This window comes from Nonomuraea maheshkhaliensis (assembly GCF_039529435.1).
Classification (GTDB): domain Bacteria; phylum Actinomycetota; class Actinomycetes; order Streptosporangiales; family Streptosporangiaceae; genus Nonomuraea; species Nonomuraea maheshkhaliensis.
This window is the reverse complement of the sequence record NZ_BAAAMU010000011.1, coordinates 99,459-116,088: the sequence shown is the minus strand read 5'-3', so window position 1 is coordinate 116,088 and position 16,630 is coordinate 99,459. Positions and strand designations below refer to the sequence as shown.

Below are 16,630 nucleotides of genomic sequence, written 5' to 3'. Positions count from 1 at the left end.
GTTGATCTTCGGCAACTACGCCGGGTCCGTCATACGGCCGACGCGGGCGGTCAGATGGTCGTACTGCTGCACGCCGCATCGAGGGTTGGCTGAGCAGGGCCCCTGCTCGTGGGCGAGTTGTTCCGCTCGGGTGGCCAACACTCATCGTCGCGGCGAGCTCGGGGCCTGAGCTTTGAACGCCACCATACGAGCGCTCCACACCGATGGCATCGAGCCTGAATCCTTCGCCTTCAGAGGCGTCAGCACCTGATCGGCCAGCCGCACCGTACCTCGATCGCCGTCGTGATGTTGACGGCTTGTCGGCCTGCCGACTCTCATCGGTCGTCGGAAGCCGATCAACGGAACTCATTCCCGGGTTATGCCGTCGTGTGCCCGGCAGCGATGCCGCAGCGAGGGATTTCACAACGACCGCCGCCAGCGGCCGCCGGGTCCCTGCCGCCGCAGGACGTGCCACAAGGTGTTGCGACACGAGCGTTGGGCTCTTGCGGACGGGGTGGGTCTCGGCGCCTTTCCTGGGGATATCGCACGCCGCCTTCATTTCCTGGAAGGCCAAGCCGCGCTGCGCGCGGTCGCCCTGGCGGGCGAGCCTTCCTGAAACGACGGGTGCGTGCGATCGCTGATCCCCAGGCACCGGGACCACCCCGGGGTGCGGTCGAGAAGGGGGCTGCGCGTGGTCATCATGTGTGAGTCGGGAGTGAGCGAAGCGCAAGATGTGGTGGTACCCGTCATTGGCATCGATCGTCGGGCGCGGGTAACCCGGGCCATCGCGATCGGTGCGTCGTTTGCGGCGCTTGAGAGCGGAGCGATGCTTGCCGAGCCCGGTCTCGGGATGCGCCCGACCCTGCTATGTGGGGGGCGGTGCCCCAACGGTCTCCCAGACGGAGCAGGCGCGGCATGGGTAGCCCATCACGAGGTGGGCGGACTGAATGGGGCCAGCTGTGGCTGATCCTATTCTCGCCTTGCCCGTCCTGGTTGATCTCCGTGAGGCACATGGACTCACGGAGAGTCAGATTGCCTCGCGAATGGGAGTCCGGCGCAGCAACCTCGCAGTACTGGAACGCAGACTGCGTGCCCACAGCGCCTGCCACGCCAAGACCGTCTATAGCTATGCCGAAGCGATCGGCCACCCCCTCCGGCCCACCCTGCACGAGTTGGTTCGGCATCGAGAAGGCAGCGGGCAATCGCCTCACGACGTCGCGGCCGCGATGGGCGTCAGCGCACGCAGGGTACGTGAACTGGAAGCCGATCTGACAAGTCGCGGGGGCGCTTCCATCCAGACGGTCTTCACCTACAGCGTGATCACCGGTCAGCCGCTGACTCTTACCGGAGATCCGACCGGCACACCGCGGCCAGACCTCGCGCCCTTCTCAGGACAGCCTCAGCAGGAGAGCGCCGGAACACGGCGGGGTTCCACTTCCGCCGCGTGGAAAGCGCCCACGTTCGATCTAACGATTCTGTTGGCGCTCCGTGCAGCGCGTGCGCTCACAGAAGATCAGATAGCGGCCCGGATGGGGATGGTCCGTAGCAATCTCAGACGGCTGGAGCAGATGCTGAGCTCCGGCGCACCGAAACTCCACGCTAAGACCGTCTTCGACTACGCCGACGCGATCGGCTATCCGTTCCGGCCCACCTTCCGCGAACTGGTGCAGTACCGGGAAGGCAGCGGGCAATCACGTCATGACGTCTCAGCCCTGATGGGAGTCGACACTGAGTACGTGTACCGGCTTGAACGGATGCTGAAGTCAGGCGGTGGCGGGCTCTTTCGCACGGTTTTCGCCTACAGCGTCGTCATCGGCCAGCCGCTGGCACCCACGGAAGATCCTCATTTCACACCGCCACCGGGCCACCCGGCATCACGCCGGCGGTCAGAGAAGGCGCGCACCTCTCAGCAGGAACTCGCCGATGAACGAGAGCGCCTCGCTGCAGAGGCGATCCGCTTGCATGCCGCCGGCGCGCACATCAGGGACATTGCGAAGCATCTTCAGGTAGACCGTACGACCGCCGAGCGATATCTGAACCCGCAGCGGACCAAACGGCTGTCTGCCCAGGCGCGGCATCGTGATGAGGAACGGCAGGGCCTGGCCGCACGCGCGCACCAACTACGGGCCGACGGCAAGGAGTACGGCGAAATCGCCGAGCTGCTGCACATCTCCGAGATGAGTGTGTACCGGTATATGAGCGAATACCCGGCCGATACCGACGGCTGAGCCCACCGGTCCAGCGCTGAGGGTGCAGCCGATGCACAGCAATCGGAGAAGACCGCGACAGCTCATCAAGCTGCCGCGGTCTTCTTTCCTGTTCCTCAGTGCTTCCTCTTTGCCCACGCTCCGGCTTGGGCCCGGCGCTTTGCCATGGCTGTGACGGACGAGCCGGCGCCGTCGTCTCACCGCACGCCGACCAGCCGATCTTCATGGGGCTGTTCCCCGATCAGATTCCCGAGGCCATCCGGCCAGTTTCGCTGTGATCAGCACTCCGGGCGCCTACGCTGGAGAACGTCCCCCAAGGGGGCGCTGGTAGGTGTGATTGCGCACTCCGTGGCCCTGGACCACAAGGATGCATCTCACGCCCCAGCCCTCGGCGGCGACGCAGCGTCCATTGCACATTTCAGAATCATTGCGGTCGGCTCCAATGCGCTCGGCAATCCACCCGCCCCTGTCTTCAGCTGGTGCGCGCGTTCGACTCGCCATCTCTGCTCGCCGCATGGCGCCTGCGGCCCGGGCGACAACATCACCTCGGTCACCGCGTGGCTGAGTCGGCTGCCTTGACATAGGCCAGCGTGCGCGCCCCGCCGCTGCCGAGGATGCAATCACGCAGCCTCCCCGCTCCGGAAGGCCAAGCCGCGCTGCGCGCGGTCGCCCAAGGGCGAGCCTTCCTGCGCTCCAAGGCTGCGTGATGAGTCACATCTCGACGTCGGAGCCCCATCTCCTTCCAGAGAGGTTGGAGCACGACGTTGATCGCCAGCACATCGTGTGCCGAAACTGTCACCGCGTGCGCCTGGCGCGTCCGATGATCCGACACCGGAGCGCTGGCGGTATGCCTGCGGCTGGTGGCCACCGATTCGCTGCTCAGGGTCCACGCCTACGACAGCTCCGCATATGGCCTCCCCGAAGGGTCGGGAAAGGAGTCGTCGAAGAGAGGGGTGCGCCTGTCAAGCCCTCTCTATGGGGCTGGCAGGTGTCGCATGGCTGCCAAGGCCTGTTCCGGTGTAGGTGCCTCGCCGGCGGCTGTCACGCGACCGGCCTCGTCGCTGGCCACTGCCTTGACAAGGCCCTGAGACGTCCGCGTCAAGGTGACTGAGTGTCCCTCCTTGAGCAGTTCAGCCGCGCTCAACGCAGGCAAGGCGACCTGAGCCCCGTCCGGCGTGCGGATGATGACCTTCTCGGCGGCAAGCATGTCCAGGACTCGTCGGCTTGTTCCGCGGCTGATGTCGTACTCCCCGGCGAGCTGGCGTTCGCTGAGGAACCAGCTGCCGGCGGGGAATTCTCCGGCGCGGATCCGTTGCGCTAGCTGCCGGGCGATCCCCTGCGCCTTAGCGGGCGGCTTGGCCATGCGCGAGGTCCATTCGACTCCAGGTGAGTGGGGGGCGTCATGCCATGTAGCTGCACCACTTTAGACCGCTCGGGCACTCGATGGCCGCCTGCGAGTGGCACGCGTCGATCTTGATGGTTCTATTAAGGTACTTTTTAGGTCTATTTTAGGTATCCTCATACGGAATGGCAGCCCGCCCTCTGCCCGTCCAGACCCGTGCCCTAGCACGACACCCCGCTTGGAGAAACGACGCATGAGCACGCGCAGCAGCGATGACCTCGAACACCTGACCCGCCGAGGAGAGATCGCCGCGCCGAACAGGACCGACCTCGCGGCCGCCCGTCGCGGGCTCACCGGTCCGTCAGGAGCCGCGCCTCAAACGCCGCGGATGCGATCAGGCGACTCCGCTGAGTGGCCCGCCGTGCCACGCGAGTCTGCGGCGCGAGGCTGAGGTCCGCAATGCCGCAGTTCGACAGCAAGGCCGCTCGTACCCTCGCCGAAGGCATGCGAGACAAGTCCAGCGCCGAGGCCGAGCGGATTCGCGCTGAGAGCGAACTTGAGCGACGAACTCGCGAGGCTGAACTTCAAGACGCAAGCGCCGCGCGGCGAGACCAGCAGAAGATCGATCGCAAGCGGGCGAAGCTCGCGTTCAAGGGTGAAAAGCGGAAGGCCGCCTCACGGCAGGCGACCGAACGGTGGGCCAAGGTCCGCAGAGCCGCATCCACGGTCACCGCAGGAATCGTGGGCCGCCTGCCGTGGCTGATCGGCGGCATCGCGATGGGCGCGCCGATCCTGATCGCCTGGCGGGGCCAGATCGAGTTCGGCGCGGCGGTCCTCGGACTGGGCGCTTTGTCCTTCCTGCTCCCCACGGCGCTGGAAGGCGCCGCCCTCTATCTGTCCTACCTCACCCACCGGGCGATCCAGCGCCGGTTGCCATCCTTGCGCTACCGCATCTGGACCTGGGTCTTCACCGCGGCGGCGGCCGGGATGAACTTCTGGCACGGCGCAGAGGTGTCACCGGCCAAGGGTGTCACCCTTGCAGCGTGCAGCGTGCTAGGGGTGCTGCAGTTGGAATTGACCGCCGCTCTGAACTCCCAGATGGTGAGCCAGCGCAGCTTCGCGGAGATCCGCACAGAACTGTGGCGCTGGCTCCGGTATGGGGTCCTGCAGTGGCAGGCCCGTTCCATCCGCGCTGCCCTCGGCCCGGCCTGCACCCCTGACCAGGCATGGTATCTGGCCTGGCACGATCGGTACGGCATGGGTCCCACCAGCACGAAAGCCGAGCGCCGACTCGGCCGGGCCATCCTCAGCGCACGCAAAAAGGCCGACCGCAAGATGGCCAAGGCCGGCGAACTGGTCATCGGCCCCGATGGGCGGATCCTGCGCCCCAAGCAGCTTGCCCCAGAACGAGTCCGCACAGCCGACGTGTACGACTTCGTCGGCCAGAACGAAATGACCAGAATCGAGGACTACCTCAGGCAGAGGTTCCCGATGATCGCTTTGTCGCATCGCGCCGACGCATCGAGGCCGGCAGAGCGGGGGAGAGGACCACGTGCCGCAGCGAACGGCTCGATGCACCTGCCCAGCGAGCAGGCGAATGGCCAGCGTGTGCCCGATGCATTGAACGCTGCCCTCCTCGATGCATCGAAGCAACCACATCTCGACGCGTCGAAGACGCCACGCCAAGAATCGAGGCAGCCAGGGTTCGATGCACCGAGGGAATCAGGACGCAAGGCATCGAAGTCCCGTCGAGCGACGAAACTCGACGCAACCAAGCCGCGCGGCTCAACGCGTCGAATCCTTCCCTCCTCGACGCATCGAGCGAACAAGCGGCGGAGCGTCGAAGACTTGCGCATCGAGTTCGGTGAGGCACTGGCCGCCGGTCGGCTCGACGCGAACGACCTGTCGGCCGAGAAGATTCGCAAGGCCCTGTCCTGCGAGTGGCCGCGCGGCAAGACGTTGCTCGAGGAGTTCGAGGCCAACCCCGCCCGGTTCCGCGTGCCGGCGCCACGAAGTCACCAGGAATGAACAACACGGCGCGTAACCGCCTCTGCAGTCAGATGGTGCGCCGACCGGCCTGATCCGCGCCGCATCTGGAGGACCCAACGCGCGCGCGGGCGCGCGCGGGCGCGCGAGAAAGCATACACCTCCGATTGCCACGATCTGTAACCAGGAGAACTGACCTCATGCCTTCGAACAGGACGCCAAGAAGTCCTCGTAAGCGGAGGAAGCCCAGACCTCAACGCATCCGCGATCGCTCCAGGGCGGCGATGGACAGCGCCGCCACGGAAGAGGAACAACTCGCGGTAGCCGTGGACTACCTCAAACAGGTCCTCAAGAACATCGGCTCGCCAACGAAGTACCAGCACTACGCCCGAGAACTGTTCACGGCCGGAAGCGAAGAGGCCGGGCTGCCGGAAGAGACCTGGCCCGAACAGGCGGGCCGGTGACCGTCCCCGTGCGCCGCATTCGAACCACGCGCCAGGCCGGCGAGGAAGACCACCTCGACAATGTCGTGCCCCTTCCCGGACACAGTCACGAGGCAGCATCAGAACGATCCCCGGCGTTAGTCCCTGCCGAGCAGGAGACGCCCGGGCGGTTGGAACGAGTGATCGACGCGCTCTCGCGTGCCCGCGAGCGGCTCACCCGGCTCGTCGTCGGAGACAGCGTTCTGGCCGAGCAACTGCCATCCATGGCCGAGTTGTGGCGACAAGCACGAGCCGGTGACAGCCGCGACCACGTGGCGGGCCGGGTGTGGTTCAGAACCTGGGCGTTCACCGTCGTGCTGCCCGTCCACTCGCTGGGTCAATTCACCCTGTGGTTCCTGCGCTATCCGGAGCGCGCGATCACCGCGCTGCTCGTGGAGCGCTTCCTTGTCCTGGTCAATCCGCAATTCCGCGCGGTGGCCTCCACCCTCGTCGACGCGCTCGCCGCCGTCGCGACCTGGCTCCTGACCTGAAAGGCAGGTCCCGTCATGGTGTTCAACCTGCTCAAGGCAGCGCTCGCGCTGGGCCTCACCCTGGTGTGTTTGGCGATCGCGCTGCCGGCTCAAAAGCGCGGCAAGGCTTCCCGCTTCGTCGGGGTGGCCATGTTGACCGGCGGGCTGGGTCCAGTCCCTGTCTGCTGGGTGGCAGCCAACGAGATCACCTCCCAGGACTGGAAGACCGGGATCGGCGTCTTCACCCTGGCTGCTCTGCTCGCCGCTGTCGGCGCCATCGGCTGGGACTGGAAGGACGGCCAGCTCGACCGCATGGGGCAATGGCTGATGCTAGCCCTGCCGTCGCTGGCCCTGCTCGTCATCCTGACCATTGATCACGCGGCGCCCTGGCTCTTCGATCGCGCCGCAAGCGCGGTGAACCTCATCACCTCCGGAGCCGGCCAATGATGGGAACGCTGCTCCTGGCGATGGCAATCGCCGCCGGAGTGACCGGATTGCTATATCGCAGACAGCAGCCCCACGTACGCCAGGCGATACGGCTGGGCTGTCGGGCTGGGGGAGCACAACTCACTGCGGATACACGCGGCGGATTTCGGCGCATGCGCAGCTACTACCGCGCGCGGCAAGAAGATCTTCGTAAGCGCGACGACTTTGGTGCGCGCCTGGAATCGGCGCTGCTTGGCGGCGCTGCTGCCTTCTTCACGACGGTGCTCAGCGTGCCGTTCGCCATAGGGCTCACCGGGTGGGCTCTCGTGCGCGGCGTCCGAACCGGCTGGCGGACATATCGGACCGAGCGCGAACGAGCACAGCCCGTGGACGCCGTCGAAACGGCGGCGGAGCCGGCCGACGTGACTCCACCCCACGACACCCCATCAGACGACGCGATATCCACTGCTCCATCCGCCCCCGCCTCAGCCGTCCCTCCAGAGCTCAGACCTGCTGCACCCACCGAGTCCACCCGAACCGAAAGGGATGTACCCATGTCCACCGAACAGCCGCTCGTCACCGGTGAGGCTCACGCCCTGCGACCTGCACAGCGCCAGTTCGAGCGACTTGCGAGTGAGCTGTCGGACCTGCTGACCAGCCTCGACAACATGCAGGCCGGGCTGCTGAGGCTGCTGGCCGAAGGCACCGACGTCGTCACCCAGCTGCCGCTCCTGAAGGAGAGCATCGGTCAGGCCAAGAGGCGTTCCGAGGAGATCGCTGAAGCCATCGGCAAGAAGATCGGCGACTGACCGAGCCGGTTGAAGCCCGCGCAGGAAGGAGGACCAATGACGGAACAGAGCGACGACGGCCTTGACCTTGTTCCACCCTCCGACGTTGAACAACCATTCGAGCGCTCGCCCTTCAAGCCACCCATCAGAAGGTTCTACGACAGCCGCAAGCAAGCCCTTGCCAACCTGGTCCCGCTGATGCTCCTCGGCGGAGCCCACGGCACCGGGTGGCTGTTCCACACGACTCAGCCCGGGATCGTGTGGGGCTTCTGCTGGGCTGTTGCGCTGGTCATGCTCCCGGTCATCCTCGTCATGCGCACCGACGGACGCGTGTGGTGGGGGAGCGCTGCAGCAGTTCTCGCATGGCTGCTCACCGCGGCGGCGATGGGGTTGTCCGACGTGCAAGCGTTCATGCTCTGGACAGCCGGTCTCGTGAGGTCGGTGCCCTACTGGAGAGCTCACCAACGCCGATATACACCGCAGCCTCCCGGCGAGCCCGAGCCGGAACCAGAAGAGGACGAGGACGACGGGCTCGAGCCCGAACAGCGCACCTGGGAGCAAGACGTAGTGCCGAACAATCCGGCCTACGCCAGCACACGACTGGATATACCCGAGCACCTGCCGGGCGGCTTCACCGCGCTCATCATCGGCAAGAAGGGCAAGACTGACTTCGAGAAGATGCTCGCGGGCAAACGCACCATTTCCTCGGCCTATGGGACCACCGTCCGCCTGGTCGGCGTGGAGGAGGTGTCACCGCCCAATGACTCCCGCGCACGCTTAACGATCATTGACCGGGACGACCTGCTCGCCCACACCCGCTTCCTGGAAGACGACGAAGCCGCCATTGATCCTGTGACCGGCATCGCCCGCGTGGCGTACTTCTATGACAGCAAGCCGGCACACGCCCAGTTCTACACTCCCACCGGCGGCATGCAGATGGGCCTAATCTTCGGCCGGACCGAGTGCGGCAAAACCCGGTATGCCGAGACGAAATTCCTGCTCGCGCACCAGTGCGACACGCTTGTCACCGCCGTCCTGGACGCCCAGGACGGGCAGTCCATGCCGGAGTGCCTGCAAGTGGCCCAGATCCGCGCAGTGGGGGTCGAGGGCGTATTCCAGTGCCTGGGCAAACTGCTGTATGCCTCCCGCCGCCGCTCACAGTTCCTCGGCCGGGCCAAATGGATCGACGAAAGGGGACGAGAGCGGACAGGCAAGCAGTTCCTGCTGCCCGGCAGCGAACTGATCCACCCCCGCACCGGCGACGTCTTCCGGATGCCAGGCGTCTGGAGCCTGTTCGATGAACTGCCGCTCCTGCTGAAAGACCCCGAATTCGGCAAGGAAGCCGTCCGAATGCTCGCAGCCGGCGTGGCCACGATGCGCAAGACGGGCTTCGGCGTCGAGGGCGTCGCGCAGAACGTGGGCTTGGACTATCTCGTCGACCAGGGGCTGCGGTCGAACCTCGCCGGCAACGTCGCCGGCTTCCGCACCCGCAGCAACGATGACCACGGGATGGTGGGCCTCCCGGCCGACCCCTCCAAACTTGAAGAATTCTTCGTCTCGACCGGAAAATCGACAGCCGGGCTCTGCTACCTCAACGGTCCGGACGCGCGACCTCGTGCCAAGGCCCGCGGGCTTCTTGCGCGCGATGTGTACGGGCTCACCCAGCAACCGCCGGCCGGCGAGCTCGACGAGCTGACCACAGGATTCCTGGATGACTACGACCGCATGATGAAACGCGGCAGGACCGGTGTGGAAGCGCTGGCCCAGGGCGAGCCCGGCCACTCCCCGCCGCCCACCCAGGGCGACGTCGAGGCCGCCATCGAGGAAACTCTCCACGACGGCGCGCTGCCCGTCGACCAGCTCATTGCCCGGATCGGCGGCCGCATCGCCGACTGCACCTATGGCCAGATAGAAACCGCACTGCGCGCCCTTGAACGAGCCGAACGGATCTCCCGTCGCGGCGATCTTTGCCAGCGCGTCGATGACCGGACGTGACGCTCGCCGCCCCGTTGCAAAAGCAGCGCAGGGATGACTTCAAGGGGGCGGTTGAGCGGTCGTGGTCAGAAGAAAGAAGCCCATTAATGACAAGAGCCAAGGTGCCCTACTACCTGCAAAAGCATCAGGACCTCGTAAGCCGGGCCCTGACCGCTGTGGAGAAGGGCGATCACGAGAGGGCCGTCGCCCTGGTCGCTGTTGCGGGAGAAATGCGCGCCATGGCGGAACTGGCCTTCCGCGTCCAGCAAGCCATCAGCCCCGCGCAGATCGGCTCGACCCGGGCCACCGAGTACTGGAAGATCTTCGCCGACATCAAATAGTCATACGGCACCCCCGGACTGCGGCCTACGGCACCGACTGCACTCAGCGATGACCTTCATCGCGAACGCCCCCTTCACCTCGGAAAACGACACCACCGTCCGCGATCATGTCCGCCGCATACAGCGTGCAACGCACCTGTTCCCGAGCGCTCGGCCAAGAACAGAGCCCTCACCGCCCGGTCCATCGCCCGCGCCTCTCCGTAACCTCCTCTTCATCACGTAGAAAGACCATCCCATGACTGTTTCCGGCTACTTCTCCTCCGGCCCCCACGAGGGCAAGACCGCAGACCAAGCATTCGACGACGCCGCCCGGTCATGGGGCATGCTCATGGGAGGCGAGCCCCTGCAGGGCAAAATCGACTACGTCCTCGTCAAAGGTGGTGCGCGACCGTACGCCGACGCCAACGCCCTCGCTCGCCAACTGGCTGCCACCGACCCGCTGTTCTCCGACCCGGACGGACCGGCGGGAGTCATCCTCCTCGATGACGGCACCTGGCTGATCTTCGGACGCAGCCGCGGGTAGACGGCGCTGCGAAGGCCGCCCTGAGGCCTTGCCTCCGAACCGTGCTGGGCGCCCTCAGGTCGTTGAGGTAAGCCCGCCTTCACGCCCATTTGGGTATCGACCGTCGCGGGCGTCCAGGCAGGCTGCCGGGCGTATCCGCCGCGACGGCCGGGCTGATCTCCAACCGCCCGGCCCGGCCCTCGTGCAGAACCGCACCAGCTCGATCGACGCGCTGGCACGCTGGCGCCGTCTCTGTCACCGCGAAGCCGGGCATCTTGCCGGCGCGGCTAGCCGAGCACGCGAACACCAGTGGCGCACCTACGACAGACGGTCCCATCGTCGAGCCGCCTCGCCCCCGAGCAACGTCATCCACGACGCTCCGTGAAGGAGGTCCATGTCCACCACCAGCGGCTTCGCCGAGACGGCGCGTCTCTTGCGCGAGTCCGTCCGCAACGAAAGGGACCCGGCCGTCGTCAGGTTCCGCGAAGCACTCGCACGAACTTTCGACTTCTACTACGACAAGCCCGTACAGGTTCCGGCGGGGCTGTACCAGCACGCCCTGGACCTGGCCGCAGCCACTCGGGCCTTGATGTCCGCCGATCCGCCCCAAAGCCTTCCCCCCGAGGCCCGCAAATCGCAGAGCTGAATCAGATCGCGCAGCGATCGCCACTCCGTACGGGACGAGTCCTGTCCGCCACCGGACGTCAGCCGTTCCCTCTTGCTCACCACGAAGGCGAACCCCTCAACCTAGCTCGCGCCCTTGGCGAGGCCGCTCACGGCCAACGGGAAGTGGGGGAGCGGGGCGCCTGCGTATCCCTGCCCCTCAACCAGGCCGAGCCCAACCCCCGCCCGGCACCCCACCCACCTCAACGCTCAGGAGAAGTGATGGCGAGTCACGTCACCATCGACGGCCGCGATGTCCCCGTCCGCGACACCAGCTGGGTGGTATGGGGGCCGGATGGCCAGCCGTACGGCATATGGGACAACGACCCTCGTATCGCCGATGATCCCGCCAAAGCAGCGCGCTCGTTCTGGCCCGAGCCCGGTCAGGCCCTGCGCAAGCTCAACGAAGGCTGGCACCTGGAGCTGATGACCGGCGAACAGTGCCGCACGCAGGTGCTACCGATCTACAGAACAGCCCTCAAATCCTCCGTGATGAGAATGAAGGAGAACAAGGCATGACCAGCCCGTCGGCTCACGAGCGCGACTCGTTCCGACTCAGCTACCGGCACCCGGGCCTGTGCCGCACCGCGCCCGCAGATGCCCCGGCCGCCAAGTGAAGGCCATGTTGACCTGCGCCGGGTGCGGCATCCGAGTGAGCACCGGAGGCATGGGCGTGCCCATCTACTGGACGTGCACAGAATGCGGCCACTGGAATACCACCAGATCTCCATGCCGCCGCTGACCGCCATCAGGACCCTCTCCGGCGCTGACTGCGCCGGACCGACTTCCGACTCCGTGGTGATGAGCCCACCGTTCTCGCCCTGCCGGGAGATCCGAGCACGTGACCCGCGCCCTGCAGCTCGTTCAACCTGATGAGCCGTTCGTCGAGGACCCGGGGAAGATCAACCCGCTCCCGGTCGGCGCGTTCACGTTGTCCAGGATCACGGTGAGCACGGCCTGCGTCGTCATCTCTCGCTGATCCCTCTTCCAGCGCTGGCAGTGATGCGAGCAGAACTGCCAGCGTCCATCCCTCGAAGGAGATCCTCATGACCTGGAACAGCGGCCCCTGCATCGACTCCGTTCCTGAGGAGGTCGTTACGGCACTCGACACGATCAACGCCCGGCTGGGCTGGCCCCGGGGGCGCCCTCATCCATGCGCGGGCCACATGGTGCCCGAGCACCAGCACATCGACGGCATCGACGTCGCCATCGGCAGCGAGTCCGTGGAAGTCCGCGTGGCCGGGATAATGGTCGGCAACGGGGCCCGATGGAAGGCCATCGGGAACGCCTACATCCGCTGCCTCCTGCCGCACACGACCGCGTTCGACGAGCGGTGGGTCGCCGCCCTGCACCCAGGCGGCGCGATCAACGCCTACCAAAGCCACCTGCTCAGCAGCCACGGCACCCACAGCTACGCCTGCACCTCCCTGGCGCGCCGCAACCGGTGCCGCATCTGCCAAGGCAGCGTGACCTCATAACCAGCACCCCACCCTCAACGGACCCTCTTCTGGCTGACAACCCGGACCGAAAGCTGACCCTCACCCGGACGAGCAGCACCTGGGACCACATCCTTGACCGGCTCGGCGACTACGCCGACCAGGCCGAAAAGCGCCCGTGGCTGAACGACTGCCACGACTGTGACAAGGTCAACCCCTGCACAAGCCTCCGGCCTCAGCAGACGGCCGAGTACGGTGGGCACGTCCGTGCCTGGCGCGACCAGATCGTGGACCAGCTCGCCGATCAGACCGCAACGACGGCCACCCTGGTGCGACGCACCAAGATGCCGCTGAAAACCAACCTCCACAACCTGGCAGCGGCTATCGCCATCCAGACCGTCCTGACGCAGACGGACATCTGCACCCTCGGCAACCTGGCCGCTTACAGCGATGCCGATCTGCTCGAGAGCAGGCGGTTCGGAGCAGCCCGGTACGCCGAATGGCGAGCTGCGCTGCGCACGGCGGCTGAAGCTCGATGCTCCCAGGGCCGTTCCACGCCACGCCGCCGGCCGGCGAGCCTGAGGCGACCGGCGCCCAGACGAAGCTGGACAATGGTCTTCCTCCTGACATCCGCGACCCGTGGATGCGCGGCCGCACCCGTGAAGCTGCGCTCGCACCCCTCGCACCCGGCAGCCGGGAAACGCGCCGAGTCTCCACAGGAGCGCGGCAGCCCGTTCCGAAAGCTTGGACGCATGCGCCTACACATGCGCGAGAGAGTCCATCGCACGGAAAGCCGATATGGGAGACATCCGAGTCCCGTGAAGCCGTCTTGAGCAAGCTCAGTGCCACGTACGAGGCCATCCGATGATCGCGCTCAACGTGATCTACCACGGATATCGGCGCGCGGTCGGCGGGTCGTTCATCGCGATCGAAACACCGGCAGGCGAGCACATCGGTGTGGTCAGGCACCTTCCCCTCCACTCACCCACCGGCCTGAGCTGGGGCTATTACGGCTCCGGCGCAGCCGACTGCGCGCGCAGCCTGCTCATCGCCGCCCTGGACGACGACGCGGCGTGCCGCTGCTGCAAGGGCACCGGCAACGTGGTCCTCGACCCCGGCTCCGGCAAGGAACTGCCGTACGAACTCGGCAAGGCCGCCACCTACAACCCAGAGCTGCTCTTCCGCTGTGCCTGCGAGGATGGCTACCGCATCGGGCCCAGCATCTACCAGGCGTTCAAAGTCGCGTTCGTCTCCCAGTGGGGCGACGAGTGGCGCATGCCCCGCTCGGCCATCCTCACCTGGCTTGCCGGCCAACTGGGAGAGGCGTGATGCCCCCACCGTGAATGTGGATGCCACACTCAGCCCCCATCAGCGGCAGCCACGCACCGTACGCCACCTGGCGGCCGCCGCGTGGCGCCCGTACGTCGGTAGCGGCCTGACCGCATGCCGGAGCACCCCTGCGGTGCGTGGCTGCCAGCGCGCGCCCCTGACCCTCGTGCTGGAAGAGGACCAGGCGCTGCTCGCCACTGGGCAGATCATCGACCACGAGCGCGAACCGGTCCGACGTCGCCACTCAACCGGGATGAGCCAGCCGGGCCTGAGCCTGCGCCGCAGCCGGTTCTGCGGCTGAGCATGAATTCCATGCCCGCGTTGCTGGACCCGGGCCGAGGTCTCGCAGCGCCGGGCCGAGCGTTTCCGTGCAGCCGTTGAGTCCCAACCACGACGTCGTGCGCATCGCCGAGCGCTTCCCGCAGGAGGCGCCCGGCATCTGGCTCTCGCCACGTTAGACACCAACCCCCAGCACACCGAAAAGAGCGAGATCAGCATGTTCGACGACGACTTCGGTGCCGAGGCCGAAGCTATCGCGACCGCCAGACTGGACACAGACCTAGAGCAGGCCGCCATGGACGCCGCAGGCGATGCCCTGTATGCCGCCTGTGACGAGATGGCCATCTGCCTGCACGGGGTCGTCCTGCCCGTAGCAGAGGCCCCGGTTGCCAACTCGCCCCGCTACAGGTGCACGTTCTGTCGCAAGATCGCACCCCGGCAATGGTTTACCGACGACCGGAACACCTCCTATGCCCGGCTCGAAGAGGCCGGAGTCCTGTGATGGGAGCCGATCACACAACACGCATGTTCGGCCGCTGCCCCGTTAAGAGGTGCACATACCGGGCTGTCGTGGACGTGCTCGCCTTCGAGGAGCCGGACCGTCACGTGGTCGGCGGTATCGTCTTGAAGCCGGTGTTCAAGCGGGAGGGAGTCGGCGACGGCGGCTGGTACCGGTTCTGGGACGTCGCGGACTACCGCTACCACACTCGCAAGCTCTGGCCCGAGACGCTGCCCGACACCCGGCCACGCTGCGCGCAGCATCACTGCCTGCTGACGTGGCGACAGCTCCACACGCCGCCCGTGAATCTCGCGAAGGTCTGCGATGGCCGGTGCATGGGCGCCACCGGCCCTGCCTGCGACTGCCCGTGCCTGGGCGAGAACCATGGCGCAAACAACGTGACGGTGTTCTGACATGGCCGAGACGCAGCAGCCTCGAGGTCATGACAAGCCGCCCGAGGGTATCTCGTGGGACCGGCTACGCACCGACGAGCACGGACCCTGCCGCGCCGCCGGCTGCAAGTCCGGGCGCGCTGCCGCCACCGCACTCATCGACGGACGCCGTTACCCCGTGTGCGTCGAGGACGGCGAGCTGATCCCCGGCTTCACCCCCGACCTGCTCGAAAGGAGCACGACATGATCGACCGCGATCCACCGCACGACCGGGAAAGCCACACCGCGTTGGCGGCCGAGGACGCCGCTGCATCGCCCGGCGCGACATGGTCGCCGAACCGGACCTCCCAGCAGATCATCACCCGCCTGGAAAAGGAAGGGTTCGCCGTCAAGGTACCCGACGCGCCACACGGCTCAGCGTGGCAGCTCGTCTTGGACAAGCCCGGCGAACGGTGGCTCGGCGTGTTGTGGGTGTCCAAGCGGAAAGGACGGCCGTTGCGCGCCTCGATCACCTGGCACCCGGAGGACCAGCCGTATCAGACCCGCAAGGCCGAGGGCACCCGCGCCATTCGTGACCTCATCAACCAGGTCACCCCGCACGGCTGGGAGCGTCGAAACGCCTGAGCCGGCCGTCGATGTCTCCACCGACCGGGCAGCCTCATCAAACGGCCCGACACGAAGAGAGGCATGATGTCTGCCATCCGCTGCCTGTCGGGCTTGGCACGGTGAACAGCGCACCACCCGACGAGACGTTACGCATGCTGGCCTACCCCGGGGACGTCTCCGCGACCAATGGCCCTGGCCGTCAGACGCGAACCGCATGACAGATTCGCGCCGGCCGACCGGGCGGGCGTCCTCAGTGTCGCGATCGACCCCGGCCGCGCGACCACCGCGCCCCTGGACGAGCCGCTAAGTGTCATCCCGTTACGACGCGGGCTGCTTCCCGACTTACGTGCACGGAGGCGACAAGCAGCCGCCCTTCCCGCATCACCCATTTCCAACTAAAGGAGATGACGAATGGCCATGCCCTACGGCTGGATCCTCACCGAAGACCACTGCGGCGGCACCTACAAGGACCGCATGCGGCTGGTCGGCACGCCAGCGGAGAAAATCGACTTGGAGCTGCGCCTCAAGGCAGGGGAAGGCGTCCAGTTCCGCCTCTTCGACAGCGACGGCGGCCTCGACTACGTGGGACGGATCATCGTCCCACCGGGGGAAGAGGGCGGCGAGCTGTGGTTCGCGCCTCTCGACTGGGCCAAGCGTGACACCGGCTCCACCGAGGTCCGCTATCTCAACGCTGACAACGGCAAGTGGGAGGTGTTGTGAGCCAGCTACGCACCATGCCCGCGACGATAGGCGGCGATGTACGGGTTAGGTGCACCGCCTGGAGAAGTTAAAGGCTGCACTCGTGGGGCTGGCGCAGTGACCCCTGAACGCCTGCTGCTGCGGTTGAAAGGCTACGTCCTCCAGCATCGCGACTGGACCAGCGAGATGACCGCCGCCTCGTGTGGCTGTGGGAGGACCAGCCGGGACGG

The 16,630-nt window shown here is 66.5% G+C and carries 22 protein-coding genes; 21 read left to right on the top strand and 1 reads right to left on the bottom strand.

What is annotated here, in order from left to right; all coding sequences use genetic code 11:
- The first annotated feature begins 1,022 nt into the window (after positions 1 to 1,022).
- Positions 1,023 to 2,207, top strand: coding sequence for a helix-turn-helix domain-containing protein (locus ABFX54_RS10475; RefSeq protein ID WP_346103621.1), 1,185 nt, complete (start codon positions 1,023 to 1,025; stop codon positions 2,205 to 2,207).
- A gap of 952 nt (positions 2,208 to 3,159) precedes the next feature.
- On the opposite strand, the gene ABFX54_RS10470 is transcribed toward ABFX54_RS10475, so the two are convergent.
- Positions 3,160 to 3,549, bottom strand: a complete 390-nt coding sequence (locus ABFX54_RS10470) for a GntR family transcriptional regulator (RefSeq protein WP_346103619.1) — start codon at positions 3,547 to 3,549, stop codon at positions 3,160 to 3,162.
- Positions 3,550 to 3,987: 438 nt separating this feature from the next.
- On the opposite strand from ABFX54_RS10470, the gene ABFX54_RS10465 reads away from it, so the two are divergent.
- The 20 genes from ABFX54_RS10465 (at position 3,988) to ABFX54_RS10370 (ending at position 16,421) form a co-directional block, all read left to right on the top strand.
- On the top strand, positions 3,988 to 5,556 hold the full coding sequence (locus ABFX54_RS10465; RefSeq protein WP_346103618.1) for a DUF2637 domain-containing protein: 1,569 nt from the start codon (positions 3,988 to 3,990) through the stop codon (positions 5,554 to 5,556).
- A gap of 242 nt (positions 5,557 to 5,798) precedes the next feature.
- Positions 5,799 to 5,978: a hypothetical protein gene (locus tag ABFX54_RS10460; protein WP_346103617.1), complete on the top strand. Its 180-nt coding sequence runs from the start codon at positions 5,799 to 5,801 to the stop codon at positions 5,976 to 5,978.
- Positions 5,979 to 6,127: 149 nt separating this feature from the next.
- On the top strand, positions 6,128 to 6,487 hold the full coding sequence (locus tag ABFX54_RS10455) for a hypothetical protein (protein WP_346103615.1): 360 nt from the start codon (positions 6,128 to 6,130) through the stop codon (positions 6,485 to 6,487).
- Between the two features lie 15 nt (positions 6,488 to 6,502).
- Complete coding sequence (locus ABFX54_RS10450) at positions 6,503 to 6,913, top strand: hypothetical protein (RefSeq protein WP_346103613.1); 411 nt, start codon at positions 6,503 to 6,505, stop codon at positions 6,911 to 6,913.
- Between the two features lie 152 nt (positions 6,914 to 7,065).
- Positions 7,066 to 7,701 (top strand): hypothetical protein, encoded by a 636-nt coding sequence (locus tag ABFX54_RS10445; RefSeq protein WP_346103611.1) that lies wholly within the window; start codon positions 7,066 to 7,068, stop codon positions 7,699 to 7,701.
- A 36-nt stretch (positions 7,702 to 7,737) separates the two neighbouring features.
- Positions 7,738 to 9,675: a hypothetical protein gene (locus tag ABFX54_RS10440; RefSeq protein WP_346103609.1), complete on the top strand. Its 1,938-nt coding sequence runs from the start codon at positions 7,738 to 7,740 to the stop codon at positions 9,673 to 9,675.
- On the top strand, positions 9,672 to 9,995 hold the full coding sequence (locus tag ABFX54_RS10435; RefSeq protein WP_346103607.1) for a hypothetical protein: 324 nt from the start codon (positions 9,672 to 9,674) through the stop codon (positions 9,993 to 9,995). Before ABFX54_RS10440 ends, ABFX54_RS10435 begins: the two co-directional genes overlap by 4 nt.
- A 235-nt stretch (positions 9,996 to 10,230) precedes the next feature.
- The gene (locus tag ABFX54_RS10430; RefSeq protein ID WP_346103605.1) at positions 10,231 to 10,518 is read left to right on the top strand and encodes a hypothetical protein; all 288 of its coding nucleotides are present in this window, start codon (positions 10,231 to 10,233) and stop codon (positions 10,516 to 10,518) included.
- A gap of 373 nt (positions 10,519 to 10,891) precedes the next feature.
- The gene (locus ABFX54_RS10425) at positions 10,892 to 11,143 is read left to right on the top strand and encodes a hypothetical protein (RefSeq protein ID WP_346103604.1); all 252 of its coding nucleotides are present in this window, start codon (positions 10,892 to 10,894) and stop codon (positions 11,141 to 11,143) included.
- Between the two features lie 239 nt (positions 11,144 to 11,382).
- On the top strand, positions 11,383 to 11,679 hold the full coding sequence (locus tag ABFX54_RS10420) for a hypothetical protein (protein ID WP_346103602.1): 297 nt from the start codon (positions 11,383 to 11,385) through the stop codon (positions 11,677 to 11,679).
- Positions 11,680 to 12,001: 322 nt separating this feature from the next.
- Positions 12,002 to 12,139, top strand: a complete 138-nt coding sequence (locus tag ABFX54_RS10415) for a hypothetical protein (protein WP_346103600.1) — start codon at positions 12,002 to 12,004, stop codon at positions 12,137 to 12,139.
- A 67-nt stretch (positions 12,140 to 12,206) separates the two neighbouring features.
- Complete coding sequence (locus ABFX54_RS10410) at positions 12,207 to 12,638, top strand: hypothetical protein (RefSeq protein WP_346103598.1); 432 nt, start codon at positions 12,207 to 12,209, stop codon at positions 12,636 to 12,638.
- On the top strand, positions 12,605 to 13,429 hold the full coding sequence (locus ABFX54_RS10405; RefSeq protein ID WP_346103597.1) for a hypothetical protein: 825 nt from the start codon (positions 12,605 to 12,607) through the stop codon (positions 13,427 to 13,429). Before ABFX54_RS10410 ends, ABFX54_RS10405 begins: the two co-directional genes overlap by 34 nt.
- A gap of 31 nt (positions 13,430 to 13,460) precedes the next feature.
- Entirely contained in the window at positions 13,461 to 13,925 is a 465-nt protein-coding gene (locus ABFX54_RS10400) for a DUF6166 domain-containing protein (RefSeq protein ID WP_346103595.1), read from the top strand.
- 166 nt (positions 13,926 to 14,091) lie between these two features.
- Entirely contained in the window at positions 14,092 to 14,226 is a 135-nt protein-coding gene (locus ABFX54_RS10395) for a hypothetical protein (protein WP_346103593.1), read from the top strand.
- A gap of 195 nt (positions 14,227 to 14,421) precedes the next feature.
- Complete coding sequence (locus ABFX54_RS10390; RefSeq protein ID WP_346103591.1) at positions 14,422 to 14,706, top strand: hypothetical protein; 285 nt, start codon at positions 14,422 to 14,424, stop codon at positions 14,704 to 14,706.
- Between the two features lie 68 nt (positions 14,707 to 14,774).
- Positions 14,775 to 15,116, top strand: coding sequence for a hypothetical protein (locus ABFX54_RS10385; RefSeq protein ID WP_346103590.1), 342 nt, complete (start codon positions 14,775 to 14,777; stop codon positions 15,114 to 15,116).
- Position 15,117: 1 nt separating this feature from the next.
- The gene (locus ABFX54_RS10380) at positions 15,118 to 15,342 is read left to right on the top strand and encodes a hypothetical protein (RefSeq protein WP_346103588.1); all 225 of its coding nucleotides are present in this window, start codon (positions 15,118 to 15,120) and stop codon (positions 15,340 to 15,342) included.
- Positions 15,339 to 15,719, top strand: coding sequence for a hypothetical protein (locus tag ABFX54_RS10375; protein ID WP_346103587.1), 381 nt, complete (start codon positions 15,339 to 15,341; stop codon positions 15,717 to 15,719). The genes ABFX54_RS10380 and ABFX54_RS10375 overlap by 4 nt, the downstream gene beginning before the upstream one ends.
- Before the next feature lie 393 nt (positions 15,720 to 16,112).
- Positions 16,113 to 16,421, top strand: coding sequence for a hypothetical protein (locus tag ABFX54_RS10370; protein WP_346103585.1), 309 nt, complete (start codon positions 16,113 to 16,115; stop codon positions 16,419 to 16,421).
- Positions 16,422 to 16,630: the final 209 nt, after the last annotated feature.